General features: G+C 69.2%; 25 protein-coding genes. 15 read left to right on the plus strand and 10 right to left on the minus strand.

Going from position 1 to position 24,385, the window contains the following annotated elements; genetic code table 11:
- Window positions 1-13: 13 nt before the first annotated feature.
- Both lysS and ESP70_RS07050 read left to right on the plus strand, forming a co-directional pair.
- A complete protein-coding gene (gene lysS, locus ESP70_RS07045) occupies window positions 14-1,471 on the plus strand; it encodes a lysine--tRNA ligase (protein WP_149689692.1) in 1,458 nt (485 codons plus the stop codon).
- A gap of 131 nt (window positions 1,472-1,602) precedes the next feature.
- Window positions 1,603-4,116 (plus strand): ATP-dependent Clp protease ATP-binding subunit, encoded by a 2,514-nt coding sequence (locus tag ESP70_RS07050; RefSeq protein WP_149688647.1) that lies wholly within the window; start codon window positions 1,603-1,605, stop codon window positions 4,114-4,116.
- A gap of 81 nt (window positions 4,117-4,197) precedes the next feature.
- Here ESP70_RS07050 and ESP70_RS07055 read toward each other — a convergent pair whose 3' ends face one another.
- Entirely contained in the window at window positions 4,198-4,524 is a 327-nt protein-coding gene (locus ESP70_RS07055; protein ID WP_149688648.1) for a DMT family transporter, read from the minus strand.
- Between the two features lie 69 nt (window positions 4,525-4,593).
- On the opposite strand from ESP70_RS07055, the gene ESP70_RS07060 reads away from it, so the two are divergent.
- Window positions 4,594-5,154 carry a TetR/AcrR family transcriptional regulator gene (locus ESP70_RS07060; protein WP_149688649.1) on the plus strand — a complete coding sequence of 187 codons (561 nt, stop codon included), beginning with the start codon at window positions 4,594-4,596 and terminating at the stop codon, window positions 5,152-5,154.
- On the opposite strand, the gene ESP70_RS07065 is transcribed toward ESP70_RS07060, so the two are convergent.
- Complete coding sequence (locus ESP70_RS07065; RefSeq protein WP_149688650.1) at window positions 5,136-6,029, minus strand: HhH-GPD family protein; 894 nt, start codon at window positions 6,027-6,029, stop codon at window positions 5,136-5,138. The two genes, ESP70_RS07060 and ESP70_RS07065, sit on opposite strands and share 19 nt — an antisense overlap.
- 80 nt (window positions 6,030-6,109) lie before the next feature.
- Here ESP70_RS07065 and ESP70_RS07070 point away from each other — a divergent pair, with 80 nt between their 5' ends.
- Window positions 6,110-6,805: a hypothetical protein gene (locus ESP70_RS07070; protein WP_149688651.1), complete on the plus strand. Its 696-nt coding sequence runs from the start codon at window positions 6,110-6,112 to the stop codon at window positions 6,803-6,805.
- Window positions 6,806-6,920: 115 nt separating this feature from the next.
- Here the strand turns inward: ESP70_RS07070 and disA are convergent, their stop codons facing one another.
- From disA to ESP70_RS07090, 4 genes are all read right to left on the minus strand, one after another.
- Window positions 6,921-8,021, minus strand: coding sequence for a DNA integrity scanning diadenylate cyclase DisA (gene disA, locus ESP70_RS07075; protein ID WP_056209901.1), 1,101 nt, complete (start codon window positions 8,019-8,021; stop codon window positions 6,921-6,923).
- Window positions 8,022-8,062: 41 nt separating this feature from the next.
- Complete coding sequence (radA, locus tag ESP70_RS07080) at window positions 8,063-9,439, minus strand: DNA repair protein RadA (protein WP_149688652.1); 1,377 nt, start codon at window positions 9,437-9,439, stop codon at window positions 8,063-8,065.
- Window positions 9,440-9,541: 102 nt separating this feature from the next.
- Window positions 9,542-10,180, minus strand: a complete 639-nt coding sequence (locus tag ESP70_RS07085) for a VOC family protein (RefSeq protein ID WP_149688653.1) — start codon at window positions 10,178-10,180, stop codon at window positions 9,542-9,544.
- Between the two features lie 42 nt (window positions 10,181-10,222).
- Complete coding sequence (locus ESP70_RS07090) at window positions 10,223-10,966, minus strand: DUF3109 family protein (RefSeq protein WP_149688654.1); 744 nt, start codon at window positions 10,964-10,966, stop codon at window positions 10,223-10,225.
- Window positions 10,967-11,031: 65 nt separating this feature from the next.
- Between ESP70_RS07090 and ESP70_RS07095 the strand changes: the two genes are divergently transcribed.
- From ESP70_RS07095 to ESP70_RS07110, 3 genes are all read left to right on the plus strand, one after another.
- Window positions 11,032-11,943 carry a Ppx/GppA family phosphatase gene (locus tag ESP70_RS07095; RefSeq protein ID WP_149688655.1) on the plus strand — a complete coding sequence of 304 codons (912 nt, stop codon included), beginning with the start codon at window positions 11,032-11,034 and terminating at the stop codon, window positions 11,941-11,943.
- 242 nt (window positions 11,944-12,185) lie between these two features.
- Complete coding sequence (locus ESP70_RS07105) at window positions 12,186-12,971, plus strand: sugar phosphate isomerase/epimerase family protein (protein ID WP_149688656.1); 786 nt, start codon at window positions 12,186-12,188, stop codon at window positions 12,969-12,971.
- Between the two features lie 29 nt (window positions 12,972-13,000).
- Window positions 13,001-13,645, plus strand: a complete 645-nt coding sequence (locus ESP70_RS07110) for a LysE family translocator (RefSeq protein ID WP_149689693.1) — start codon at window positions 13,001-13,003, stop codon at window positions 13,643-13,645.
- Here the strand turns inward: ESP70_RS07110 and ESP70_RS07115 are convergent.
- Window positions 13,642-14,592, minus strand: coding sequence for a bile acid:sodium symporter family protein (locus tag ESP70_RS07115; RefSeq protein WP_149688657.1), 951 nt, complete (start codon window positions 14,590-14,592; stop codon window positions 13,642-13,644). The genes ESP70_RS07110 and ESP70_RS07115 overlap by 4 nt on opposite strands.
- A 23-nt stretch (window positions 14,593-14,615) precedes the next feature.
- Here ESP70_RS07115 and proC point away from each other — a divergent pair, with 23 nt between their 5' ends.
- From proC to ESP70_RS07145, 6 genes are all read left to right on the plus strand, one after another.
- Window positions 14,616-15,422 carry a pyrroline-5-carboxylate reductase gene (gene proC, locus ESP70_RS07120; protein ID WP_149688658.1) on the plus strand — a complete coding sequence of 269 codons (807 nt, stop codon included), beginning with the start codon at window positions 14,616-14,618 and terminating at the stop codon, window positions 15,420-15,422.
- 25 nt (window positions 15,423-15,447) lie between these two features.
- Entirely contained in the window at window positions 15,448-16,623 is a 1,176-nt protein-coding gene (locus ESP70_RS07125; protein WP_149688659.1) for an acetoin utilization protein AcuC, read from the plus strand.
- Window positions 16,624-16,779: 156 nt separating this feature from the next.
- Window positions 16,780-16,965 carry a helix-turn-helix domain-containing protein gene (locus ESP70_RS07130; protein ID WP_056209883.1) on the plus strand — a complete coding sequence of 62 codons (186 nt, stop codon included), beginning with the start codon at window positions 16,780-16,782 and terminating at the stop codon, window positions 16,963-16,965.
- A 200-nt stretch (window positions 16,966-17,165) separates the two neighbouring features.
- The gene (locus ESP70_RS07135; protein ID WP_019143756.1) at window positions 17,166-17,267 is read left to right on the plus strand and encodes a 30S ribosomal protein bS22; all 102 of its coding nucleotides are present in this window, start codon (window positions 17,166-17,168) and stop codon (window positions 17,265-17,267) included.
- Between the two features lie 6 nt (window positions 17,268-17,273).
- Window positions 17,274-18,257: an NAD-dependent epimerase/dehydratase family protein gene (locus ESP70_RS07140; protein WP_149688660.1), complete on the plus strand. Its 984-nt coding sequence runs from the start codon at window positions 17,274-17,276 to the stop codon at window positions 18,255-18,257.
- A complete protein-coding gene (locus ESP70_RS07145; RefSeq protein ID WP_149688661.1) occupies window positions 18,254-19,486 on the plus strand; it encodes a lysophospholipid acyltransferase family protein in 1,233 nt (410 codons plus the stop codon). Before ESP70_RS07140 ends, ESP70_RS07145 begins: the two co-directional genes overlap by 4 nt.
- Window positions 19,487-19,500: 14 nt before the next feature.
- On the opposite strand, the gene ESP70_RS07150 is transcribed toward ESP70_RS07145, so the two are convergent.
- The 3 genes from ESP70_RS07150 to ESP70_RS07160 form a co-directional block, all read right to left on the minus strand.
- A complete protein-coding gene (locus ESP70_RS07150; protein WP_149688662.1) occupies window positions 19,501-20,553 on the minus strand; it encodes a DUF5667 domain-containing protein in 1,053 nt (350 codons plus the stop codon).
- A gap of 97 nt (window positions 20,554-20,650) precedes the next feature.
- Window positions 20,651-21,352 (minus strand): sigma-70 family RNA polymerase sigma factor, encoded by a 702-nt coding sequence (locus tag ESP70_RS07155; RefSeq protein ID WP_149688663.1) that lies wholly within the window; start codon window positions 21,350-21,352, stop codon window positions 20,651-20,653.
- 46 nt (window positions 21,353-21,398) lie between these two features.
- Window positions 21,399-22,283: an HAD family hydrolase gene (locus tag ESP70_RS07160; protein WP_149688664.1), complete on the minus strand. Its 885-nt coding sequence runs from the start codon at window positions 22,281-22,283 to the stop codon at window positions 21,399-21,401.
- Window positions 22,284-22,336: 53 nt separating this feature from the next.
- Between ESP70_RS07160 and ESP70_RS07165 the strand changes: the two genes are divergently transcribed.
- Together ESP70_RS07165 and ESP70_RS07170 are read left to right on the plus strand one after the other, a co-directional pair.
- Window positions 22,337-23,908 (plus strand): class I adenylate-forming enzyme family protein, encoded by a 1,572-nt coding sequence (locus tag ESP70_RS07165; protein WP_149688665.1) that lies wholly within the window; start codon window positions 22,337-22,339, stop codon window positions 23,906-23,908.
- Window positions 23,905-24,162, plus strand: coding sequence for a glutaredoxin family protein (locus ESP70_RS07170; RefSeq protein WP_149688666.1), 258 nt, complete (start codon window positions 23,905-23,907; stop codon window positions 24,160-24,162). The genes ESP70_RS07165 and ESP70_RS07170 overlap by 4 nt, the downstream gene beginning before the upstream one ends.
- The last annotated feature ends 223 nt before the right edge of the window (window positions 24,163-24,385 follow it).

Here is a 24,385-nt window from a genome sequence, read left to right on the forward strand (position 1 = left end):
CCTCCCCGAGCAGATGCGCGTGCGGTTGGACAAGCGCCAGCAGCTCATCGACCGCGGCGAGGAGCCCTATCCCGTCGTCGTCGGCCGCACCCACACGCTCAAGCAGATCGTCGACACGTACGACGCAGAGGCGCTCGGCCCGGACACCCAGACCGGCGACACCGTGACCGTCGCGGGCCGGGTCATCTTCGTCCGCGGCACCGGCAAGCTCGTGTTCGTCGCGCTCCGCGAGGGCGACGGCACACCGCTGCAGGCCATGATCTCGCTCGACGGCGTCGGCGAGGACCGGCTCGCGGCGTTCAAGTCGACGGTCGACATCGGCGACCACCTCGCGGTCACCGGCGAGGTCATCACCAGCAAGCGCGGCGAGCTGTCCGTCATGGCGAGCTCGTGGCAGATCGCCGCCAAGACGGTCCGCCCGCTGCCCAACGAGCACAACCCGTTGTCCGACGAGGCCCGTAGCCGCATGCGCTACGTCGACCTGATCGTGCGGCCCGAGGCCCGCGAGAACGTACGCGTCAAGGCCAAGGTCCTGCAGTCGCTCCGCTCGACCCTCGACGCGCACGAGTTCATCGAGGTCGACACCCCGGTCCTGCAGCACACCAACGGTGGCGCGGCGGCCCGGCCGTTCGAGACGCACACCAACGCGTTCGACGAGGACATGCTCCTGCGCATCGCGATCGAGCTCGACCTCAAGCGCGCGCTCGTCGGCGGCGTCGACCGGGTCTACGAGATCGGCAAGACGTTCCGCAACGAAGGCGTCGACAACACCCACAACCCCGAGTTCATGATGCTCGAGGCCTACGAGGCCTACGGCTCGTACGACACGATGGCCGAGCTCACGCGAGACCTGGTCGTCAATGCCGCACGCGCAATCGGCAAGACCGTGGTCCCGGGTCGCGACGGCTCGCAGATCGACCTCGAGGGCGAGTGGAAGCACGCCACGATCCACGAGCTCGTCTCCGCCGCGACCGGCGCGACGGTCGACAACGACACGTCCGCCGACGACCTCAAGGCGCTGGCGGCCAAGCACGAGGTCGCGCTCCAGCCGCACTGGGTCGCAGGCGACATCGTGCTCGAGCTCTACGAGAAGCTCGTCGAGCACACGCTGATCCAGCCGACATTCGTCCGCGACTACCCCGAGGCCGTGCGCCCGCTCGCCAAGAAGCACCGCACCAAGCCGGGCCTGGTCGAGGCGTGGGACCTCATCATCAACGGCGTCGAGCTGGCCCCGGCCTACTCCGAGCTCAACGACCCCGTCATCCAGCGCGAACGGCTCGAGGAGCAGTCGCGGCTCGCCGCTGCGGGTGACCCCGAGGCGATGGACGTCGACGAGGACTTCTTGCGCGCCCTCGAGTTCGGCATGCCGCCGGCCGGTGGCATGGGGCTCGGCGTCGACCGGCTCGTCATGCTGCTGCAGGGCATCGGCATCCGTGAGGCCATCCTGTTCCCGTTGTCACGGGCCGAATAGTCGGTTCTGCCGACAGCGAACTCCGGAACACCAGGACCCTGGTGAAGGTTGGGTTACACATATGGACATCGATGCGTGCAGATTTCCATACCCGACTAAACTGAACTGATAGTCCAGCAGAGGGGGACGCCATGTTCGAAAGATTCACCGACCGTGCTCGTCGCGTGGTCGTGCTTGCCCAAGAAGAGGCACGCATGCTCAGCCACAACTACATCGGCACGGAGCACATCCTCCTCGGCCTCATCCACGAAGGTGAGGGCGTTGCGGCCAAGGCTCTCGAGAGCCTCGACATCTCACTTGAAGCCGTCCGCGGCCAGGTCGAGGACATCATCGGCCAGGGCCAGCAGGCTCCGAGCGGGCACATCCCGTTCACGCCCCGCGCCAAGAAGGTCCTCGAGCTCAGCCTCCGCGAGGCGCTGCAGCTCGGCCACAACTACATCGGCACCGAGCACATCCTGCTCGGCCTGATCCGCGAGGGCGAGGGCGTCGCCGCCCAGGTCCTCGTCAAGCTCGGCGCCGACCTCAATCGTGTACGCCAGCAGGTCATCACGCTCGTCAGCGGCTTCCAGGGCAAGGAGGCCGAGCAGGCCGGCGCGCCCAGCGAGTCCGCCCCGAGCACGTCTGCCGTGCTGGACCAGTTCGGCCGCAACCTGACGCAGGCCGCCCGCGAGGGCAAGCTCGACCCGGTCATCGGCCGGGACGACGAGGCCGAGCGCGTCATGCAGACGCTGTCGCGACGCACCAAGAACAACCCGGTGCTCGTCGGTGAGCCCGGCGTCGGCAAGACCGCCGTCGTCGAGAGCCTTGCCCAGGACATCGTCCGCGGTGACGTGCCCGAGACGCTCAAGGACAAGCAGATCTACACGCTCGACCTCGGCGCGCTCGTCGCCGGCTCGCGCTACCGCGGTGACTTCGAGGAACGTCTCAAGAAGGTCCTCAAGGAGATCCGCACCCGTGGCGACATCATCTTGTTCATCGACGAGATCCACACCCTCGTGGGTGCGGGTGCCGCCGAGGGCGCGATCGACGCAGCCAGCATCCTCAAGCCGATGCTGGCCCGTGGTGAGCTCCAGACCATCGGTGCCACGACGCTGGACGAATACCGCAAGCACTTCGAGAAGGACGCGGCACTCAACCGTCGCTTCCAGCCGATCCTCGTCGACGAGCCGTCCGTGCTCGACACCGTCGAGATCCTCAAGGGCCTGCGCGACCGCTACGAGGCGCACCACCGCGTCTCCATCACCGACGAGGCCCTCGTGGCCGCGGCGACGATGGGTGACCGCTACGTCTCCGACCGGTTCCTGCCCGACAAGGCGATCGACCTGATCGACGAGGCTGGCGCCCGCCTGCGCATCCGCCGCATGGCGACGCCGCCGGAGCTCAAGGAGTTCGACGACAAGATCGTCGACGTCCGCCGCCGCAAGGAAGGCGCCATCGACGCACAGGACTTCGAGGCTGCCGCCTCCCTGCGCGACGAGGAGAAGAAGCTCATCAACGCCAAGGGCGAGCGCGAGAAGGCCTGGAAGTCCGGCGATCTCGACACCGTCGCGGTCGTCGACGAGAACCTCATCGCCGAGGTCCTCGCCAAGGCCACCGGCATCCCGGTCGGCCAGCTCAGCGAGGCTGAGTCCAGCCGCCTGCTCAACATGGAGGAAGAGCTCCACAAGCGGGTCATCGGCCAGGACGAGGCCATCAAGGCACTGTCGCGAGCCATCCGTCGTACGCGCGCGGGTCTCAAGGACCCCAAGCGTCCCGGTGGATCGTTCATCTTCGCCGGGCCCTCGGGCGTCGGCAAGACGTGGCTGTCCAAGGCGCTGGCCAACTTCCTGTTCGGCGACGAGGACTCCCTCATCCAGCTCGACATGTCCGAGTACAGCGAGAAGCACACGGTCTCGAGACTGTTCGGCTCGCCTCCCGGCTACGTCGGCTACGAAGAGGGTGGCCAGCTCACCGAGAAGGTGCGCCGCAAGCCGTTCTCGGTCGTGCTGTTCGACGAGATCGAGAAGGCACACCCCGACATCTTCAACTCGCTGTTGCAGATCCTCGAGGAGGGTCACCTCACCGACGGTCAGGGCCGCGTCGTCAACTTCAAGAACGCCGTCGTCATCATGACCACCAACCTCGGTGCGCGTGAGATCTCCAAGGGTGTCAACCTGGGCTTCAGCCAGGCCGGCGACACCGCGGGGTCCTACAACAAGATGAAGGAGCGCGTGTCGATCGAGCTCAAGCAGCACTTCCGGCCTGAGTTCCTCAACCGCGTCGACGAGATCATCGTCTTCCCGCCGCTGACGCAGGAAGAGATCCTGCAGATGGTGGACATGATGATCGACTCGCTCGAGAAGCGTCTTGCCGAGAAGGACATGAACATCGAGCTGACGATGGAGGCCAAGGACCTGTTGTCCAAGCGTGGCTTCGATCCGGTGCTCGGTGCGCGTCCGTTGCGTCGCACGGTGCAGCGCGAGATCGAGGACGTCATGGCCGAGAAGCTGCTCTACGGCGAGCTCCGCCCCGGTCAGCTCGTGCTGGTCGGCGTCGAGGGCGAAGGCGCGGAAGCGGTCTTCACGTTCGAGGGTCGCAACAAGGCCGACCTGGCGCTCGAGATGCCGGCCGACGTGCCGCCGGCCGTCGAGGCGTCAGCCGAATAACCGCCCGTACGCACGAAGCCCCCGCAGCCTGGCTGCGGGGGCTTCGTCGTGTCTCAGGCGAAGCGCTTCACGAAGGCTGTGTCAGTGCGAGGTCTGGGTGTTGAGCAGGACGACGCCGGCGATGATCAGCGCGATCGCGGCGACCTTGGCCGGGCTGACCGGCTCGTCGAGGAACACGACGCCGACGACAGCGATCGCGGCTGTGCCGAGCCCGGCCCAGATCGCGTACGTCACCGAGACCGGGATCTCCTTGACCACGACGGTCAGCAGCCAGATCGACACGGCGTAGCCGCTGACCACGATCGCGGCCCAGCCGGGATTGGTGAATCCCTCGGCGCGGGGGAGCGCGGCGGTGGCGAACACCTCGGTCGCGATGGCGACCGCCAGCAGGGCTGCTGCGACGAACATGGTTCTCTTCCTGACTTCCTGTAGCACTTGCTACATACCTGAATGTAGCACGTGCTACGTTTGCTGTCGATGACGAAGCGCGACGACCTCACCGAGGCAGCCACCGACTACGCCCTGGCCCACGGGCTGATCGGGTTGAGCCTGCGTCCGCTGGCCGCCGAACTGGGCACCAGCGACCGGATGCTGATCTATCACTTCGGCTCCAAGGACGAGCTCGTCGCCGCGGTGCTCGAGGCGTCCAACACCCGTTCGATGGCCTACATCGACGCGATGGCGCCGGCCGCGTCGCTGGGCAAAGCGGTGCTCGCGCTGTGGGCGACCTACACCGAGCACGACCAGGTGCAGCGCTGCCAGCGCATGTACGTCGAGGCCGCGGCGCTGGGCCTGCTCGGCCGGGAGCCGTATGCCTCGTCGATCCGGGCGTCGAACGCGCTGTGGATCCGGACCCTCTCGGCGTACCTCGAGCGATCGGGAGTGACCGCCACGCGAGCGCCCGGCATCGCGAACTTGATCGATGCGACGTTCAACGGAGTGTTTCTCGACCGCCCGCTCGACGACGAGGCCGAGTCACGCCAGATCGTCCAAGACCTCGCATCGGCCCTGGACCGGCCTCAGCTGGGCAACGAGTAGGTGTCATCGGGCAGGGGCTCGACCAGGCCGTCGGCGACCAGACCGTCAAGGGCGCGTTCGCGTTGCAGGGCGTCGGCCCACACGGCGTCGAGCGCTGATTTCGGCACCGGTCCGGGCGCATCGCGCAGCACCGCCATGAGCTGCCCCCGGCACTGCCGGTCGGTGCCGTGCCAGGCCTGTCCCCGGCGGGCCGGCCGGTCGTACGCCGGATAGCCCGCGGCCCGCCAGCGGCACAGGTCGGCCACGGGGCACGCATCACAGCGCGGTGACCGAGCCGTGCAGACCACGGCGCCGAGCTCCATCGTGGCGGCCGCCCACCGATGCGCATCACGTACGGGCAGCAGCACGGTGGCGAGCTCGCGCTCGGCACTCGTGACTGCGGCTGGCGGGAACTGCTCGCCGCGGACGACTCGGGCGAACACTCGCCGGACGTTGGTGTCGAGGACGGCCTCACGGCCACCGAACGCGAACGACGAGACCGCAGCGGCGGTGTAGTCGCCCACGCCTGGCAGGGCGAGCAGGTCGTCGAGCGACGACGGCACCTCGCCGCCGTGCCGATCGACCATGGCCGTCGCGGCGGCGTGCAGGCGCAGCGCACGGCGCGGGTAGCCGAGGCGGCCCCACGCGCGTACGGCCTCACCGGTCGGCTCCGCGGCGAGTGCGGCTGGGGTGGGCCAGCGGTCGACCCACGCCTCGTACACCGGCAGGACGCGTGACACCGGCGTCTGCTGCAGCATGAACTCCGAGACCATGACGGCCCACGGCGATGCATTCCGCCGCCAGGGCAGGTCGCGGGCCGTGCGGTCGAACCAGTCGAGGAGCTCGTCGTGCAGTCGCGCCAGGTCGGCGACGGGAAGCGGGGCAGGGGTCGTCATGACGCGTCGATCCTCGCACGCGGTCGCGGCGAGGGCGCGTCGGGACGCCGGAGCGGCTGATGCGCGGATAGCGTGGGTCTGTGAGCCAGCGACGGTTGCCTGCGGAGGTCTACTGGCGTCGTCGGCTGCTCGCCCTGGCCGCGGTGATCGCCCTCGTATGGCTGGCGATGCGGTTCGTCGGTGGCGACGACAAGCCGGACGCCGAACCGAAGGCCACGACGCCCACCGCCACGACTGCTGCGCCGACCGTCACGGCTCCGGTCAACGGCCTGGTCGATGTCACGCTCGTGAGTGCAAGTCGCGCGTGTGACCCCGAGAAGGTGCGGATCACCCCGACCGTCGAGCCCGGCCAGCTCACCAAAGGACCGGTCAAGATCGGCCTGGTCGTGAGCTCGACGGAGGCGACCGCATGCACCCTGACTCCCAGCGATGCCGACATGGTCGCCGTCATCAGCGCCAACAAGACCGCGATCTGGGACTCGACGGTCTGCAAGATCTCGCTGCTCGACGACCCGGTCGCTATCTCGCCGCAGTGGGCCTCGCTCGTCACGGCCACGTGGTCGGGTCGTGGCTCGGGATCGAAGTGCTCGCCCAAGGAGGGCTACGCGACGCCGGGCACCTATTCAGTGCAGGTCGGCACGCTCGGCGGCGAGCCCGGCAAGACGTCGTTCACGCTGGCCCGCAGACCCGAGCCCAAGGTCACCCCGACGACCAAGCCGACGCCGACGAAGCCCACCCCGTCGGCCAAGAACACGACCAAGCCCGCTGACGGCTAGATACGTACGCCCGCACGAGCTCGGACGTTCCGAACGACCGGCACTTGAGATCTTCCCAACGTGAGCGACGTATGGCCCACCTTTCGAGATCTGCTTCCGCCTCGTCGGGCTCCGGTCAGACGTAACGCTCGAGGATGCTCGACTCGGCGAGCCGGGACAGACCTTCGCGGACGCCGCGCGCCCGCAGGTCGCCGACGCCCTCGACGGTCTGGAGGTCCTCGATGCTCGCCGCGAGCAGCTTCTGGAGCGAGCCGAAGTGCTCGATGAGGCGCTCGACGACCGTGATCGGCAGGCGGGGGATGCGGGCCAGCAGCCGGTAGCCGCGCGGAGCCAGCGGGGTGTCGAGGGTCTCCTCGGTGCCGATGCGCAGCGCGCGAGCGACCGAGCCGAGGTCGACGAGGTCGGTCGACTCGATCGCGGCGAGCTCGGCGAGGACGGCCTCGGGCGTGCGACCGCGACGCCCGCTGGGCATGTAGTCGCGGATGATCAGCTCGCGCTCGGCGTCGACGCCGCTGATGAGCTCCTCGAGCTGGAGGGCCAACAGGCGGCCGTCGGTGCCGAGCTCGAGGACGTAGGTGTCGATCTCGCCGGCGATGCGGCTGACCATCTCGAGTCGCTGTGCCACGGCTGACACGTCGCGGACCGTGACAAGATCCTCGATCTCGAGGGCCGACAGGGCGTCGGAGACCTCGTCGAGGCGGTTGCGGTAGCGCTCGAGGGTCTGCAGAGCCTGGTTGGCGCGGCCCAGCACGGCGCCGGTCTCCTCGAGCACGTGGCGCAGGTCCTCGAGGTAGAGCGCGATGATGTGCATCGACGCCGAGACCGAGATGACCGGGACACCGGTCTGGCGGGCCACACGGTCGGCGGTGCGGTGTCGAGTGCCGGTCTCCTGCGTGACGATCGACGGGTCGGGCATCAGGTGGACGCCGGCCATCAGGATGCGGGTCGCGTCGCGGTCGAGGATGATCGCGCCGTCCATCTTGGCGAGCTCACGCAGGCCGGTCGCGGTGAACGGCACGTCGAGGGCGAAGCCGCCCGTCGAGATCGCCTCGATCTGGCGGTCGTGGCCCACCACGACCAGGGCGCCGGTGCGGCCTCTCAGGATGCGTTCGAGGCCTTCACGCAGGGACGTCCCGGGTGCGACGGTGGCCAAGGTCGCGCGCAGGCGCGCGGAAGCCTCTGCTGCCGCCGCGGCACGCTCTGCTGCTGACGCCATGGTCACTCACCTCACTCAGGTCGCACACAGTGTATGCGGCATCAGTAGGGTGCTGTGACATCGAGACAGGTCATCGCCGCCTCGATGTTGCTGACCGCCATGATCGTCATCGAGGTGCGGATGCCGTCGAGGCCCTCCGAGCCGGCTGGGACGACCGCCTGACGGAACCCGATGCGCTCCGCCTCGCGCAACCGGGCGACCAGGTTGCTGACCTTGCGGACCTCGCCGGCGAGCCCGACCTCGCCGATCGCGACGAGGTCGGCCGGCACGGCGGACTCGCGCTGGGCCGAGACCGTGGCGATCGCGAGCGCGAGATCGACCGACGGCTCGACGAGCCGTGCGCCGCCGACGGTCGCGGTGTAGACGTCGAGCTCGGACAGGTTGATCTTGCAGTGCTTGGTGAGCACGGCGAGGATCATCGCCACCCGCGAGGAGTCGAGCCCGCTGGACGTACGCCTGGGGGAGGGCGTCGAGGACTTGACCGTCAGGGCCTGCACCTCGGCGAGCAGTGGCCGACGACCCTCCATCGTGACCGTGACGCAGGTGCCGGGGACCGGCTGCTCGTGACGCGACACGAACAGCCCCGTCGGGTCGGGGACCTCGACGATGCCGTCGTCGACGAGGTCGAAGCAACCGATCTCGTCCACGGGCCCGAAGCGGTTCTTGACCGCGCGCAGCAGCCGCAGGCGTGAGCTGCGATCGCCCTCGAACTGCAGCACGACGTCGACGAGGTGCTCGAGCACGCGCGGACCGGCGACCGAGCCGTCCTTGGTGACGTGGCCGACGAGCAGTGTGGCGATGTTGTCGCGCTTGGCCCGCTGGATGACCGCTGACGCGACCTCACGCACCTGGGTGACGCCGCCGGGCACGCCGTCGACGTCGGCCGAGCCGATGGTCTGGACCGAGTCGACGATGAGGAGACCGGGCTTGACCGTCTCGACGTGCGTCAGCACCGCGCCGAGGTCGGTCTCGGCGGCGAGGTAGAGGTTGTCGTCGACGGCGCCGGTGCGCTCGGCCCGCAGGCGCACCTGGGCGGCCGACTCCTCGCCGGAGACGTAGAGCGTACGGCGGCCGGCCCGCGCCCAACGCGCGGCGACCTCGAGCAGCAGCGTGGACTTGCCCACACCGGGCTCGCCGGCCAGCAGCAGCACGGCACCGGGCACGACGCCGCCGCCCAGCACGCGGTCGAGCTCGCCGATGCCGGACGTGGTCGACCGTGCGGACTCGATCGTGACCTGGCTGATCGGGACGGCAGGGGTCGCGACGGGAGCCGCCTGCGTGCGGCCGGTGCGGACGGGGGCCGCGACGTCGACCGTGCCCCACGCCTGGCACTCGCCGCAACGGCCGACCCACTTGCTGGTCGTCCAGCCGCAGTCGGCACAGACGAATGCGGGCCGGGCGGTCTTGGTGGCTGCCATGGCCGCCAGCCTAGGCGCGCCGTATGACAGTCAGGGGCGCCACGCCCACAGCTCAGTTCCTTCGCGCCCGCCCCCCCGAGTTCAGTCGCTCGGGCTCACGGCTCAGATGCGGACGACGCCGTCCGGGGTGCTGAACTCGGCGGCGAGGATGCCGGGGGTGCCGTGCGGGGCGACCCAGCGGACCTCGATCTCCTCGAGCGCCTCGATCGCGGGCTCGCCGAGGTAGTCGGCGAGACGCTTCGGGTCGCCGGCGATCTCGAGCGCCGTGAGTGCGATCTGGGAGTCGGCCATCTGCGACGGGTGCTCGGCCGGGTCCTTCTCCCACTTGATGACGAACGGCAGCTGCGGGTCGGCCTTCATGCCGCTCGTGCCGATCTGCTGCCACTCGAGGTTGTAGCCGTCGGGGCGGCGACGGTTGCCGGGCACGGCGTGCCGGCCCATGCGGTGCTCGACCTCCGTGATGTCGTCGACCGAGACGACCCAGCCGAGCCAGCCGCCGCCGGCGTCGCGCCGGGCGCGGACCGCCTGGCCGAACGCGGCCTTGTCGGCTGCGGGGTGGTCGAGGACTTCGACGACCTCGAGGTACTGGCGGTTCTTGAGGGGCAGGATCATGTTGCGCGTGCCGAACCTGGGGTGGGCACCGCCGTCGATGAACGTGGCATTCAGCAGCCGGCCGAGCTCTGCGGTCGTACCGGCGAGGCCGTCGGGGCCAACGGCGAACGAGACGTGGTCGAGGTGCATACGGCATTGTTGCCTGACGCCGGGTCGGGGTGGTGCAGGGGGTCAGCGGTGCGGGTCGGCCGGGTGTGGTGTATTGGTGCCTCCGGCCTCATGCTCCCTGCAATAGCGGGCCAGCTCGGCATATCCGGCCTCGCCCATGAGCTCGGTCAGCTCGTCGCGGTTGGTGACGTAGACCGGCTCAAGGCCGACGTGCGCCTCGGTGTTGGAGGAGCAGTACCAGTCGAGGTCCGCCCCGCCCGGTCCCCAGCCTGCGCGGGTGTACTCGCCGATCTGTGTCTCGGTGTACGTCGTGCCGTCGCCGCGGTCGACGTCGCGGAACTGGCGGCGCAGCGGCAGCTGCCAGCACACGTCGGGCTTGGTCGTGTGCGGCTTGAGGTCCTGCTCCAGCGCAAAGCCGTGCAGGGCGCACCCGTAGCCGCCCTCGAAGCCGCGCGAGTTGTGGAAGATGCAGGCGCCCTCGAACGCGCGCGTCTTGAGCTCGCCGTCGTCGTCCTTCTCGGTCCACCCGCTCCGCTTGCCCTCGTCGTGGCGTTCCCAGTGGGCGGGAGTCAGCTGGTCGACGATCGCGCCGACGCGTTGGGCGTCGTCGTCATCGGCGAAGTGGGCGCCCAGCGTGCAGCAGCCGGCCTCGGGACTCGTCTCGTAGATGCCGGGGCAGCCCTCGCCGAAGATGCAGGTCCACCGCGACGTGAGCCACGTCAGGTCGCAGCGAAAGACCTCGGTCGGGTCCGCGGGATTGGCGAACTCCACGTACGTACGGGGGAATCCGAGCTCGACTTCTGGCATCGCCCTCATGCTAGTCCGCAGGTGTGCGCCGGCCGCTGGTCTGCTGCCAGTGAGAGGATGGACACATGCGCATGGGCGTCCTCGACATCGGCTCCAACACCGGCCACCTGCTCGTCGTCGACGCGTTCCGCGGCGGCCCGCCCGTCCCGGCACACAGCTACAAGGAGCCGCTGCGCCTCGCCGAGCACCTCGACGCCGACAACGCCGTCACCGAGGAGGGCATCTCCCGGCTGACCAAGTACGTCGTGGACGCCCGCGCCGAGGCTGAGGACAAGGGCTGCACGACGATCCTCGCGTTCGCCACCTCGGCCGTCCGCGACGCGATCAACGCCGACGACGTCATCGGCCGGGTCAACGCGGCCAGCGGCCTCGACCTCCAGGTCCTGGCGGGCGAGGACGAGGCCCGGCTGACGTTCCTCGCCGTACGCCGCTGGTTCGGCTGGTCCGCCGGACGCCTCGGCGTCTTCGACATCGGCGGCGGATCGCTCGAGATCGCAGCGGGCCCCGACGAGACCCCCGACGTCGCACAGTCGATGGCCCTCGGCGCCGGCCGGCTGACCCGTGAGTGGCTCGACGCCGGTCGCACGCACTCCGAGCTGCGGCTGCACATCCGCTCGACGATCGCCGACGAGGCCGGAGCGATCCTGCGCGGCGGGTCGTTCGACCGTGCCGTCGCGACCAGCAAGACGTTCCGTTCGCTGGCCCGCATCTGCGGCGCCGCGTCATCGCATGAGGGCCAGTACGTACGCCGCGTGCTCCACAAGCAGGACCTCTCACACCTCGTCGAGCAGCTCGCGACACTGCCGTCCGAGGACATCGCCGGTATGCCCGGGGTGTCGCCGGACCGGGCGCACCAGATGCGCGCCGGCGCCCTGGTCGCGGAGGCCACGATGGACCTGTTCGGCCTGACGGAGCTGGAGATCTGCCCGTGGGCGCTCCGCGAGGGCATCCTGCTGGAGCACCTCGACGCGCTCTAGGTTGGGTGGCATGCCCCTCGCCCACTGGCGCAGCGCGCGCCAACAGCGAACGTCCTCAACCCCGGCCCCATCGACACGGGGTGGATGGACGACGACACCCGGGGCGGCCTGGCGCCGCACCGCCGGAGGGCCGATGGGTCTCCGGACAGCTGCTGCACGCCGACGGCGGGTTCTCGGCGCGCTTCTGAGATTCACAGCGATCCCCGCGCCCATGGCTGGGAGGCCGCACTAGCCTAGAACTTGTGCCTGATCCCATCCGCGTCTCGTTGTCGACCTCCTCGGTCTATCCGGGGTCGACGGCAAGTGGATTCGAGTCGGCCGCCCGGCTCGGCTACGACGGGGTCGAGGTCATGGTCGGCATCGACGACGTCAGCGCCGACATCACCGCGATCAAGGCGCTCAGCGCGTTCCACGAGATCCCCGTGGTGTCGATCCACGCGCCGTGCCTGCTGGTGACGCAGAGGGTGTGGGGCAGCGACCCGTGGGGCAAGCTGCACCGCAGCGCCGAGATGGCGCACGAGGTCGGCGCGTCGGTCATCGTCGTGCACCCGCCGTTCCGGTGGCAGCGCGACTACGCCCGCGGGTTCGTCGAGGGCATCGCCGACCTCGAGGCCGAGCACGGTGTCACGTACGCCGTCGAGAACATGTATCCGTGGCGCACCGGCAAGCGCGAGTTCCAGGCGTACGCGCCAGGGTGGGACCCGCTGCTGCACGACTACGCGCACGTGACGGTCGACCTGTCCCACAGCTCGACGGCAGGCGAGGACCCGGTCGAGATGGCCAAGGCGCTGGGCGGCCGGCTCGCCCACATCCACATGACCGACGGTTCCGGGTCGGCCAAGGACGAGCACCTCGTGCCGGGCCGCGGGACCCAGCCCTGCCAGGAGTTCCTCGAGCTCGTCGCGGCGTCGGGCTACGACGGTGAGGTCGTCGTGGAGATCAACACCCGCAAGGCCAAGGACCAGAGCGACCGCGAGGCCGATCTCCTCGAGGCGCTGGCGTTCACGCGCCTCCACGCCACTGTCTGAGGGCGCCAGATTCTGCGAGGATGACCGGCATGATCACGGTCGACCAGTTCCTCGCCTTCGGGCTCGCGGCGTTCATCCTCATCGCCATTCCCGGCCCGAGTGTCGTGTTCGTGATCGGCCGCGCCCTGGCGTACGGCCGCGGGGTCGCCCTCGCGACGGTGCTGGGCAACACGCTCGGCCTGCTGACCATCGTGGTCCTCGTGGCGTTCGGGCTCGGCGTGATCGTCGAGGAGTCGATCGTCGTCTTCATGGTGCTGAAGTTCGCCGGTGCCGCCTATCTCGTCTGGCTCGGAGTGCAGGCGATCCGGCACCGCAAGGCGTTCAGCGTGCAGAACGCCGGCGTCGGGGGACACCCGGCGCTGACCTGGCGCAAGGTCATCCGCCAGGGCTTCATCGTCGGCGTCTCCAACCCCAAGGCGTTCATGATCATCGGCGCGGTGCTGCCGCAGTTCATCGACCGCGGCAACGGCCACGTCCAGGCGCAGATGCTGCTGCTCGGCCTGATCGCCGTCACGATCGGTCTCCTGTCCGACAGTCTCTGGGCGGTCATCGCCAGCCAGCTCCGTACGTGGTTCCACGCGTCGCCCAAGCGCGGCGAGGCGATGGGCGCCGTCGGCGGCACCTCGATGATCGGGCTCGGCGTCGGCCTGGCTGTCTCGGGCAACCACCACTAGGGCGCGGTACGCGCCAGCCGCCCGGCGACGACGGCACCGGTGATGATCTGCAGCTGGTGGTAGAACATCAGCGGCAGCACGATCAGCGCGACATCCGGGCCGGCGAACAGCACCGAGGCGATCGGCAGGCCACTCGCCAGACTCTTGTTGCACCCGCAGAACAGCAACGGGATCCGATCAGCGCGTGCGAACCCGAGCAGCCGCCCGAGAAGCACGGTCCACCCCATGGCGATCGTCAGCAGCCCGGCGCACACGACCACCACGGCGAACACGTCCCAGACCTTCAAGGTCGACCAGATGTGGGCCTCGGCGCCCTCGCTGAACGCGACGAAGACGACGAGCAGGATGCTGCTGCGGTCGAACAGGATGAGTCGGTTGTCGTGTCGCGCGATGAAGCCGCCGATCACGGGCCGCAGCATCTGACCGAGCACGAACGGCACGAACAGCTGGAGCACGATCCGCGTGACCGCACCGGCGTCGACGTGCGCGTCCGACGTCATCAGCAGGGCGACGAGTGCCGGCGTCAGGAACACGCCGACGAGGTTGGACAGCGAGGCGCTGACGACCGCACCGGCGACGTTGCCCCGCGCGATACGGGTGTAGACGACGCACGACTGCACGGTCGACGGCACGAGGCACAGCAGCAGCACCCCGTCGGCGAGGCCGGGCGTCAGCACGCCGTGCTCGAGAAGATGCGCACCGAGTCCCAGTAGCGGGAACGCGACGAACGTCGTCGACAGGATCGCGGCGTGCAACCGCCAGTACTTGAGCCCCGCGATCGTCTCGGCCGTCGACAGCCGAGCACCGTAGAGGAAGAACAGCAGGCCGATCGCCACGAGCGAGACGTTCTTGAGGACGTCGAGACCAGAGCCGGTCACCGGCACGAACGACGCCACGATCGCCGTGACCAGCAGGGCGACAATGAACGGGTCGAGGCGGGGGCGCACCCAGCGACAGTAGCCTTGCCCGTATGACTCAACGGATCGCGATCCTCGGTGCCGGCGTGATGGGCGAGACCCTGCTCTCGGCGATCCTGCGGGCCGGCCACTCCGCCGCCGACCTCGTGATCTCCGAGAAGCGCGACGAACGCGCCACCGAGCTCCGCGAGGCGTACGGCGTCACGGTGACCAGCAACGCCGAGGCCGTCGCGGGCGCCGACGTGGTCCTCCTCGTCGTGAAGCCGCAGGACGTCCCCGCGCTCCTCGACGAGATCGCCGAGTCCGTACGCGCCGATGCCACAGTGGTCTCCTTGGCCGCCGGTATCACGATCACCACGATCGAGTCCGCTCTTCCCGACGGTGTCGCCGTCGTTCGCGCGATGCCCAACACGCCGGCGCTCGTCGGCGAGGGGATGTTCGGCATCTCGCCGGGCACGTCCTGCTCCGACGATCAGCTCCGCGTCGTCGTCCGCCTGCTCGAGTCCGGCGGCAAGGTTGTCGTCGTCGACGAGGCCCAGCAGGACGCGGTGACCGCAGTCTCGGGCTCGGGGCCGGCCTACGTCTTCTACCTCGCCGAGGCGATGATCGCCGGCGGCGTCGATGCCGGGCTCGACGAGACCACCGCCCGCACGCTCACCGCGCAGACCCTCGTCGGCGCCGCGAAGCTGCTCGCCGAGTCCGGCGAGACCGCCGACGAGCTGCGGCGTCGTGTCACCTCACCCAACGGCACGACACATGCCGCGATCACGACATTCGACGAGCACGGGGTCAAGGATGCGCTGATCGCCGGCGTCGCGGCGGCTGCCGCCAGGTCCGCGGAGCTCTCGGGCCCGTCCTAGGCCCAGTCCGGCATAGGGTCTACACATGACCGAGCGCGCGTGCGTCGTCTTCGACCAGCACCTGACCGAGTACAACTTCGGTCTGTCCCACCCCATGGCGCCGGTCCGGATCGACCTCACCATGGCGCTCGCCCGCGAGATCGGCATCGTCGACGAGCTCGATGTCGTCGGCGCGACGCCGGCGACGGATGACGAGCTCAGCCTCGTTCACTCCGCGACCTACATCGAGAAGGTCCACAAGCTCAGCGACCATCCGACGTACACCGACCCCAGCATCGGACTCGGCACCGAGGACAACCCGGTGTTCGCCCACATGCACGAGGCCAGCGCCCTGATCGCCGGCGCCAGCGTCGAGGCTGCTCGTCGGGTGTGGACCGGTGCGGCGCCGCGGGCGGTCAACGTCAGCGGGGGACTGCACCATGCGATGCCCGGCACCGCGAGCGGCTTCTGCATCTACAACGACGTCGCCCTCGCGATCCGCTGGCTCCTCGACAACGGGGCGCAACGGGTGGCCTACGTCGACGTCGACGCCCACCACGGCGACGGCGTCCAGCAGATGTTCTGGAACGACCCGCGCGTCCTGACGATCTCGATCCACGAGGGCCCGCAGACGCTGTTCCCCGGCACCGGCTTCTCGACCGAGACCGGGGGTGAGGGTGCTGAAGGGTCGGCCGTCAACATGCCGCTGCCTCCCGGTACGTCCGACGCCGGGTGGCTCCGGGCGTTCCACGCCGTCGTGCCCGCGCTGGTCCGCGAGTTCAAGCCCGACATCCTGGTGACGCAGCACGGCTGCGACTCCCACATGGACGATCCGCTGACCAACCTGATGCTGAGCGTCGACGGCCAACGCGCGTCCTACCTGGCATTGCGCGATCTCGCCGGGGAGGTGTGTGGCGGCAAGTGGGTCGCCACCGGTGGTGGTGGCTATGCCGTCATGGACGTCGTGCCCCGGGCCTGGGCGCACCTGTTGGCCATCGTCGCCGGCTCGCCGCTCGACCCGTCGACCCTGACGCCCGAACGCTGGCGGGCCCGCATCGAGGAGATGCGCGGATCACCCGGTCCGCTGCGCATGACCGACGGCCGGGCCGTGGGCTATCGCGCCTGGGAGCAGGGCTACGACCCCGCGAGCTGGCTGGACCGCTCCATCCAGGCCACGCGCATGGCGGCCTTCCCGCTGAACGGCCTCGATCCACAGCCCTGAGGTGGTGATTGGTGCAGGTTGCGCTCCACACAGGGATTTTCGGCAACTACTGTCCCGGAGGCCTCACGAGGCACTAGTCTCAACCAAGGCACGCGCGCTGTTTCTCCGGTGGGGAAGCCGGAGAGCGCGCGTGCCCCTCAGGAAGCAGGTGGTGACATGGCATCCGGACCGACGTTCTTGACCGTCGCGGAAGTGGCGGCTCAGATGCGGGTTTCCAAGATGACGGTCTACCGTCTCGTCCACTCCGGTGAGCTCGAAGCCGTACGCGTGGGGCGTTCCTTCCGCGTGCCCGAGGACGCCGTCGAGGAGTTCCTCGGCAAGTCCTACTTCCAGGCCGGCTGACCGAGCGCAGCACCGCACGCCGGGGGGTCCCAAACGCATGCGTGGTCGGGGAAAATCCCGGCCGATGTTGCCGTGTAGGCTGTTCGCAGCCAGTACGGGCGACCGCAGCCGCGCCACGCGAGGGTCTGCGATCACCGCAATGGCCACCAATCTCAGGCACCAGCCACTTCGCGTGGCCAACAAGAATTGAGTCGTGACCCGTGGGTTCAGTCATCAAGAAGCGTCGCAAGCGGATGTCGAAGAAGAAGCACCGCAAGATGCTCAAGCGCACCCGAGTGCAGCGTCGTCGTCTGGGCAAGTAGTCCCCTATGGCCCGGTCTGTCCTCGTCACCGGTGTTGCGGGTTCGTTCGCGTCGCTCTTTGCGCGCCGACTCGCAGACCTCGGCGAGGGCGCGGGCATCGGCAAGGTCGTCGGCATCGACACGATGCTGCCGCCAGGTGACCTCGGTGGCGTGAAGTTCGTCCGCGCCGACATCCGCACCCCGGTGGTCGGCAAGGTCATCGCCGTCGAGGACGTCGACACGGTCGTCCACCTCGACGTCAACCCGCCCCGGCGCGGCCGGGCTGGAGGCGCCAAGGAGCTCAATGTCATCGGCACGATGCAGCTTCTCGCGGCGTGCCAGCGCTCGGCGACGGTCCACAAGTTCATCCTCGGCTCCTCGACCGCGGTCTACGGCTCGTCGCCGCGGGACCCCGCGATGTTCACGGAGTCCCTGCTGGCACGTGACGGCGTACGCGGTGGCTTCCCCAAGGACATCGTCGAGGTCGAGTCGTACGTCCGCGGATTCGCGCGGCGCCGGCCCGAGGTCCTCATCACGACGCTGCGTGCGGCGCAGATCCTGCACCCGTCGATCGACACACCGCTGGCGACCTACTTCTCCAGCCCCGTGCTCCCGGCCGTCATGGGCTTCGACCCGCGGCTGCAGTTCACCGACCTCCGCGACGCGTTCGCGGTGCTCGAGCAGTCGATCCTCAAGGACCGGCCCGGCACGTTCAACATCGCGGGCGACGGCGTCGTGCTGCTGAGCCAGGCCGCGCGTCGCCTCGGGCGCCCCGTCATCCCGCTCCCGCCGATCGGCTTCGCGACCGCCTCCCGGCGGGTGCTGCGAGCCGCCGGCTCGGACATTCCTCCGGACCTGCACCGACTGCTGACCTACGGCCGGGTCGTTGACACCTCGGCCCTGCGCGACATCTTCGGCTACGAGCTCACCCGCAGCTCGATGGACACGTTCGACGAGTTCCGCGAATCAGTGAGGCCCGGCATCATGTCGGCTGTGGGGGGACGTGCATGACCGACGAGCGCAAGACCATCGGATCGGCCGGCAAGGCCGGCCGCGGCAACCGCCAGACCTCACCCTCGGCCGCCGCCAGGGCGCTGGCCGGCGGACCCGTGACCAAGAAGCCGGTGGCCAAGAAGCCCGTGGCCAAGGCCGAGCCGGCCACCGAGCCGGTGGCCAAACCGGTCAAGCCGGCCGCCAAGAAGAGCGCGGCCAAGAAGGCGACCCCGCCGCCGCAGCCCAAGCCTCGCCTGCGAGCCGTGACCGACGAGGATGCTGCAGCAGCGGCCGCCGCTGCCGCCGAGGAAGCCGCGAAGCGTACGAGGACCGCCGGTGCCGCACCCCTGTCGGCCGGCATCCCGCTCGACGACATCGTCGTGGCCCTGATCCAGGCCGCCCAGAGGGTCCTGGGCACCGACTGGGAGGCCCGCGTCGCGACACTGCTCGCGACGATCCGCAAGCGCATGAGCGGCGACTACGAGGTCGATGAGTTCGGCTTCGACCCGCAGATCACCGAGGTGCTGACCGCGGCGATCGAGCCGCTGGCCGAGAAGTGGTTCCGGCTCGAGGTCCGCGGCATCGAGAACATCCCGGCCGAGGGTGGCGCGCTGCTGGTCGCCAACCACTCGGGCACCGTCCCGATCGACGGGCTCATCACCGGCTACGCGGTCAAGAAGTACTCCGGCCGCAACCTGCGACCCCTGGGTGCCGACCTCGTCTTCTCGCTGCCGTTCGTCGGCCAGGTCGCCCGCAAGGTCGGCGCAACCCTCGCCTGCACCGAGGATGCCGAACGGCTGCTGACGACCGGCGAGCTCGCGGGCGTGTGGCCCGAGGGCTTCAAGGGCATCGGCAAGCCGTTCGCTGAGCGCTACAAGCTCCAGCGATTCGGGCGCGGCGGCTTCGTGTCGTCGGCGATGCGCGCCCAGGTGCCGATCGTGCCGGTCTCGATCGTGGGTGCCGAGGAGATCTACCCCCTCGTCGGCAACGTCCCGTCCCTGGCTCGCCTGCTCGGCCTGCCCTACCTGCCGATCACGCCGTTCTTCCCGCTGCTCGGCCCGCTGGGCATGATCCCCCTGCCCAGCAAGTGGATCATCGAGTTCGGCGAGCCGATCCGCACGGACGCCTACGACCCGGAGTCGGCTGACGACCCGATGCTGCTGTTCAACGTCACGGACCAGGTGCGCGAGACGATCCAGCAAACCCTCTACGGCCTGCTCGTCGACCGAGGCAACGCGTTCTTCTAAGGGCTGCTGCGCCCTTACTTCTTGCCCAGGAGCCCGTTCAGCAGGCCGGGGATCAAACCCTCTTGGTTCTCGTCACCGAGGACGGCGCCGATCACCGGGTCCGTGAGGTCAGTCAGGCTCGGTGCCTTGGTGGTGGGTGCCGTCGTCGGCAGCGGCAGCGACACGATGGGCTTGTCGGTCGACGTGCTGGCCGCCGGCTTCGCCGGGGTCTTGGGGTCGGAGTCCGAGGGCTTGCCCGACTTGTCGTCGGACGACTCACTGCCCGCGCTGCTGGGGGTCACCGACAGGTCCTTGACCGAGGCGACGAGCTGCTGGAGGTCGCCGGTCGTGCAGGCGGAGCACAGCGACGATGCCTGGGTCGCCAGCTCGGTGATCGTTGCTGTGGCGGCCTCGAACGAGTCGTCGGCGCCCGGGGGCAGCTGCGACGACAGCGCTGACAGGTCGGCGGTGGCCTCGACCGCGAAGTCGTTGACGGTGCGGATCGACTTCTTCTCGCCGTTGCCGGTGTAGGCACTGAACAGTGCGGTCGATCCGGATTCGGCCTGCGAGGAGAAGTCCTCGAGCGTCTGGGCGATGAGGCTCTCGGAGGCGCCCTTGCCGCTGAGCTTGCGAGCCTCGGCGAGGCGCTCGGCGGCCTGACGCAGCTGGAACGAGCCGCGCGAGGCGTCGTCGCGGTGCAGAGCGAGCTCGACGGACTCGACGCTGCGCTTGACCGGATAGAGCATCTCGCCGGGCACGGCGGACGCGCTCGACGCCACGATGCCGACGACTCCGGCCGACGCGACCATGGCGGCGGTGAGGCCGGCGACGCGACGGCGGACGGGGCTGGCCTCGCGGGTCCGGGTGGGCGACGGCGTGGCCGGCATCGGCACGAGGACCGTCTGGGCCTCGGTCATGAGTTGGGTGCGCAGAGACTCGCGGAACATCGGGGTGGGCTCGGCAACTGCCGACTCGCACAAGGTCTCGGCGAAGCGCACGAGCTCGGCGATGTGTTCGTCGCCGGGTGCGCGGCCGCTCCAGGCCTCCTCGAAGGACTGGGCGTCGTCGTGGAAGCGACGGCCGATCATGATGCGTTCCTCACTGCTGTGGACGTTCCACCACGTACAACGACGTGGGCGTCCGCGAAGTTACGGGGAAATGACAGGACAAAGTGGGCAGTGGCGATCATCGCGCGTCCTCCGGCATCGTCTTGGCAAGACTGCGGACGGCACGCAGCTGGAGCTGCTTGATGGCACCCTCGCTGCGCCCGAGGGCGGCGGCGGTCTGGGCGATCGACAGGCCTTGGATGAAGCGCATGAGGATGCAGTCGCGCTGCTCCTTGGGGAGAGCGTTGACGGCCTCGAACAGCATCTCGTTGGAGATGAGGGCGAGGACCTCCTGCTCGGGGCTGGGGACCGTGACCTTGCCCTCGGGAATCGTCTCGGCGACGATCTCGAGCCGGGCCCGGCTGGACTTGAAGTGGTCGGCGACGAGATTGCGCGCGATCGTGGTCAGCCAGGCGCCGAAGTCCTTGCCCTGCCAGTTGAACCGCTGGATGGCGCGGAGGCCGCGGACGAATGTCTCGCTCGTGAGGTCCTCGGCGAGCTGCTGGGACCCGACGCGGTAGTAGACGAAGCGGAACACGCCCGTCACGTAGTGGTCGTAGAGCTGGCCGAACGCCTCGGCATCGCCCTCCTTGGCCAGGTCGACCAGAGCGCGAAGGCGAGTGGCCTCGGGGTCCTGGTCGTCCTGCGGGCTGGAGGAGCCGGTCGACGGCGCGTACGCGGGCGAATCCGCCACGGCGAGCGCGATGAGGAGGGACCTGTCGTCAGGGGTGGCAAGGGCCAGCGACAGCGCGACGCGCAACCGACTCGTGGTGCTTCTCACAGGCCCTCCCTGATCCCCGAAATACTAACCCGGGTCGGAGATGCTGTCAGTTCGTTCGATTTTTCCGATGTCTCAGCACGCGCCAGGCGCCGCCTGCCGCAATCGCTGCCATGACGCCCTTCCCGCCGACCAGCGCGACCTTGCGGCCGGTGCGGTAGTCGCGGATGCGCCAGTCGTTGGCCCGCGCGTGGGCGCGCAAGGTGGAGTCCGGGTTCACCGCGCAGGGATGACCCACCAGCGACAGCATCGGCAGGTCGTTGCTGGAGTCTGAGTACGCATAGCAGTCGGCGAGCACGAGTCCCTCGCGCTCGGCGATGTCCCGGATCGCCGCGGCCTTGCCCTCGCCGTGCAGCATCTCGCCGACGAGCTCGCCGGTGTAGACGCCGTCGACGTGTGCCGACACCGTGCCGAGGGCGCCCGTCAGGCCGAGGCGCCGCGCGATGACGTTGGCGATCTCGACCGGGGCGGCGGTCACGAGCCAGACGCGTTGACCGCGATCGAGGTGCCACTGGGCGATGGCGCGCGTGCCGGGCCAGATCTTGTGTGCCATGTGCTCGTCGAAGATCTCCTCGCCGATCTCCTCCAGCTCCGAGACCCGGTGGCCGGCGATGAACGCCAGCGCCGACGAGCGGGCCTTGGCGATGTGCTCGGGATCCTCGACCCCGGCGACCCGGAAGTAGAGCTGTTGCCAGGTGGCCTTGGCGATGTCCTTGGTCGTGAAGAACTTGCGCCGATGGAGGCCGCGGGCGAGGTGGAAGATCGATGCGCCCTGCATGATCGTGTTGTCGACGTCGAAGAACGCCGCGGCGGTCGTGTCGGGCTCGGTCGACAGTGCGCTCTCGATCTCGGCGGCCGACGCGGCAGCCTGACCGGACAGCACGGATCGCGAGCGCAGATTGCGCGGCTGATCGGGTCGTGCGTCCCGTGACATGTAACCGAGACTAACGTCCTCCGGCGGGTCTCACGTGTGGTTGACTCGGAGGCGTGACAGTCAATGTCAGCGACTACCTCCGCGACGCTGCGTCCACCGATCCAGATGGCGTTGCACTGGTCGAGCATCGCGCCGAACGCCGCGAGATCACCTGGCGTCAGCTCGACGATGCGGCAGACGCCGTCGCGCGCGGGCTGTCCGCCCGCGGGCTCGTCGCCGGCCACCGGGTCGCGGTCGTGATGGCCAACCGGATCGACCTGCCGATCGCCTACTTCGGCATCCTGCGCGGCGGCATGGTCGCGGTGCCGATCAACCCTCGATCCACGACCCGCGAGATCGGTCGCATGCTCGCCGATTCCTTGGCCCGGGTCGTGCTCTGCGACGAGGCCGGTGTGGCCCAGGTCCGCGAGGCGGTCACCGACGACCACCAGATCAGCGTGATCGTCGACGGCGCCAAGCCGCAGAAGGACGAGACGGCATTCGAGGCGTTCCTCGCTGACGCGGCCGGCACCGATCCGGCTGCCCCCGCCGACGCCGAGGCGCTCGCGGTCGTCCTCTACACCTCTGGCACCAGCGGCAAGCCACGCGGCGCGATGCTGACGCACCGGGCCATGATCGCCAACATCGAGCAGATCGCCCAGCTCGATCCGCCGGCCATGACGTCCGACGACGTGTGCCTCGGCCTGCTGCCCATGTTCCACATCTACGGCCTCAACTGCGTTCTGGGCCAGGCCGTACGCCAGGGTGCCCGCGTGCTGCTCGTCGACGGCTTCGACCCCGACGGGCTGCTGGACCAGATCGTCGAGGAAGGCGTCACCAACATCCCGCTGGCCCCGCCCGTCGTGGCCGCTTGGGCCGGGCGCGACGACCTCCGCGACAAGCTCGCCCGCGTCACCACGATCCTGTCGGGTGCCTCGGCGCTCGACCCCGAGCTCGCCGAGACGTTCTTCGCGTCCTCCGGCAAGCACATCGAGCAGGGTTATGGGCTCACCGAGACGGCACCCGTCATCGCGACGACGTTCGGCTCGCTGCGCGAGCCCGACGCGCCACCCAAAGCCGGCTCGGTCGGCCGGCCGTTGCCCGGCATCGAGGTCCGCATCGTCGAGGCCAACAACGCCGACGCGCATGCCGGCGACCCCGCCGAGATCTGGGTCAAGGGCGACAACCTCTTCTCCGGCTACTGGCCCGACGGTGTCGACGGGCCGCGCGACGACGGTTGGTATCCGACAGGTGACATCGGGTTCCTCGACGAGGACGGCGACCTGACGCTCGTCGACCGGCTGCGCGAGCTGGTGATCGTCTCGGGCTTCAACGTCTATCCGTTCGAGGTCGAGGACGTCATCGCGGAGGTCCCGGGCGTCGTCCAGGTGGCCGTCGTCGGCCTCCCCGACGAGGAGACCGGCGAGGCAGTCGTGGCGTTCGTCGTCCCGGAGAACGCCGACACCCCCGAGTCCACGATCATCGAGTCGGTCGAGGCGCACTGCCGCACGCGGCTCGCCAGGTTCAAGCAGCCCAAGCGGGTCGTCGTGGTGCAAGGTCTCCCGCACTCGGCGACGGGCAAGGTCGCCAAGGGCCGGCTGCGCGCGCTCGCGCGGAGCGAGACACTCGGCCTCGACGCATCGTGACGATCGCGCACGCCGACGACGCCCGCGTCGTCGTCTACTCCCGTCCGGGCTGTCACCTGTGCGAGGTCGCCGAGGCGCTGGTCGCGGAGATCTGCGCCGAGACGGGTGACACGTGGGCACGCGTCGACATCACGGACGACGCCGATCTGACTGCCCGGTTCACCGACCAGGTGCCAGTGACGTTCGTCGACGGGGCACAGCATGACTTCTGGCGGGTGGATGCGGCGCGGCTGCGGGGGGCTCTTGAAAGCTGAGGCCTGGGGCTTCGCGCATGTGAGATATGCCATCGCCCTGTGGTGACGTGGGTCACACGTCTCGCGTGGTTTCGACAGACTGGCGCCTGCGGCGCGGATCGCTCAACCTCCTCGGGCGTTCGCTCGCAGGGCTCGCTCAGCCCTCGGATTTTGTTAACGCGTTCACAAACTCTTAAACTGGGCGGGCACCGCGCGCCAGTCCCGACAGGGATAATCCCCGGCC

This window comes from Aeromicrobium ginsengisoli, assembly GCF_004134905.2.
In the GTDB taxonomy this organism is placed as follows: domain Bacteria; phylum Actinomycetota; class Actinomycetes; order Propionibacteriales; family Nocardioidaceae; genus Aeromicrobium; species Aeromicrobium ginsengisoli.

What these genes read in the sequence shown, in the direction of transcription:
- disA (WP_056209901.1), bottom strand. Translation starts at nt 8,021, where the DNA reads ATGGCGTCAGCAGCAGAGCGTGCCGCGGCGGCAGCAGAGGCTTCCGCG.
- ESP70_RS07140 (WP_149688660.1), top strand. Translation starts at nt 17,274, where the DNA reads ATGGCCCGGTCTGTCCTCGTCACCGGTGTTGCGGGTTCGTTCGCGTCG.
- ESP70_RS07110 (WP_149689693.1), top strand. Translation starts at nt 13,001, where the DNA reads ATGATCACGGTCGACCAGTTCCTCGCCTTCGGGCTCGCGGCGTTCATC.
- ESP70_RS07130 (WP_056209883.1), top strand. Translation starts at nt 16,780, where the DNA reads ATGGCATCCGGACCGACGTTCTTGACCGTCGCGGAAGTGGCGGCTCAG.
- ESP70_RS07060 (WP_149688649.1), top strand. Translation starts at nt 4,594, where the DNA reads ATGACGAAGCGCGACGACCTCACCGAGGCAGCCACCGACTACGCCCTG.
- ESP70_RS07150 (WP_149688662.1), bottom strand. Translation starts at nt 20,553, where the DNA reads ATGATCGGCCGTCGCTTCCACGACGACGCCCAGTCCTTCGAGGAGGCC.
- ESP70_RS07090 (WP_149688654.1), bottom strand. Translation starts at nt 10,966, where the DNA reads ATGCCAGAAGTCGAGCTCGGATTCCCCCGTACGTACGTGGAGTTCGCC.
- ESP70_RS07065 (WP_149688650.1), bottom strand. Translation starts at nt 6,029, where the DNA reads ATGACGACCCCTGCCCCGCTTCCCGTCGCCGACCTGGCGCGACTGCAC.
- lysS (WP_149689692.1), top strand. Translation starts at nt 14, where the DNA reads ATGCGCGTGCGGTTGGACAAGCGCCAGCAGCTCATCGACCGCGGCGAG.
- ESP70_RS07145 (WP_149688661.1), top strand. Translation starts at nt 18,254, where the DNA reads ATGACCGACGAGCGCAAGACCATCGGATCGGCCGGCAAGGCCGGCCGC.
- ESP70_RS07160 (WP_149688664.1), bottom strand. Translation starts at nt 22,283, where the DNA reads ATGTCACGGGACGCACGACCCGATCAGCCGCGCAATCTGCGCTCGCGA.
- radA (WP_149688652.1), bottom strand. Translation starts at nt 9,439, where the DNA reads ATGGCAGCCACCAAGACCGCCCGGCCCGCATTCGTCTGTGCCGACTGC.
- ESP70_RS07095 (WP_149688655.1), top strand. Translation starts at nt 11,032, where the DNA reads ATGCGCATGGGCGTCCTCGACATCGGCTCCAACACCGGCCACCTGCTC.
- ESP70_RS07085 (WP_149688653.1), bottom strand. Translation starts at nt 10,180, where the DNA reads ATGCACCTCGACCACGTCTCGTTCGCCGTTGGCCCCGACGGCCTCGCC.
- ESP70_RS07050 (WP_149688647.1), top strand. Translation starts at nt 1,603, where the DNA reads ATGTTCGAAAGATTCACCGACCGTGCTCGTCGCGTGGTCGTGCTTGCC.
- ESP70_RS07055 (WP_149688648.1), bottom strand. Translation starts at nt 4,524, where the DNA reads ATGTTCGTCGCAGCAGCCCTGCTGGCGGTCGCCATCGCGACCGAGGTG.
- proC (WP_149688658.1), top strand. Translation starts at nt 14,616, where the DNA reads ATGACTCAACGGATCGCGATCCTCGGTGCCGGCGTGATGGGCGAGACC.
- ESP70_RS07125 (WP_149688659.1), top strand. Translation starts at nt 15,448, where the DNA reads ATGACCGAGCGCGCGTGCGTCGTCTTCGACCAGCACCTGACCGAGTAC.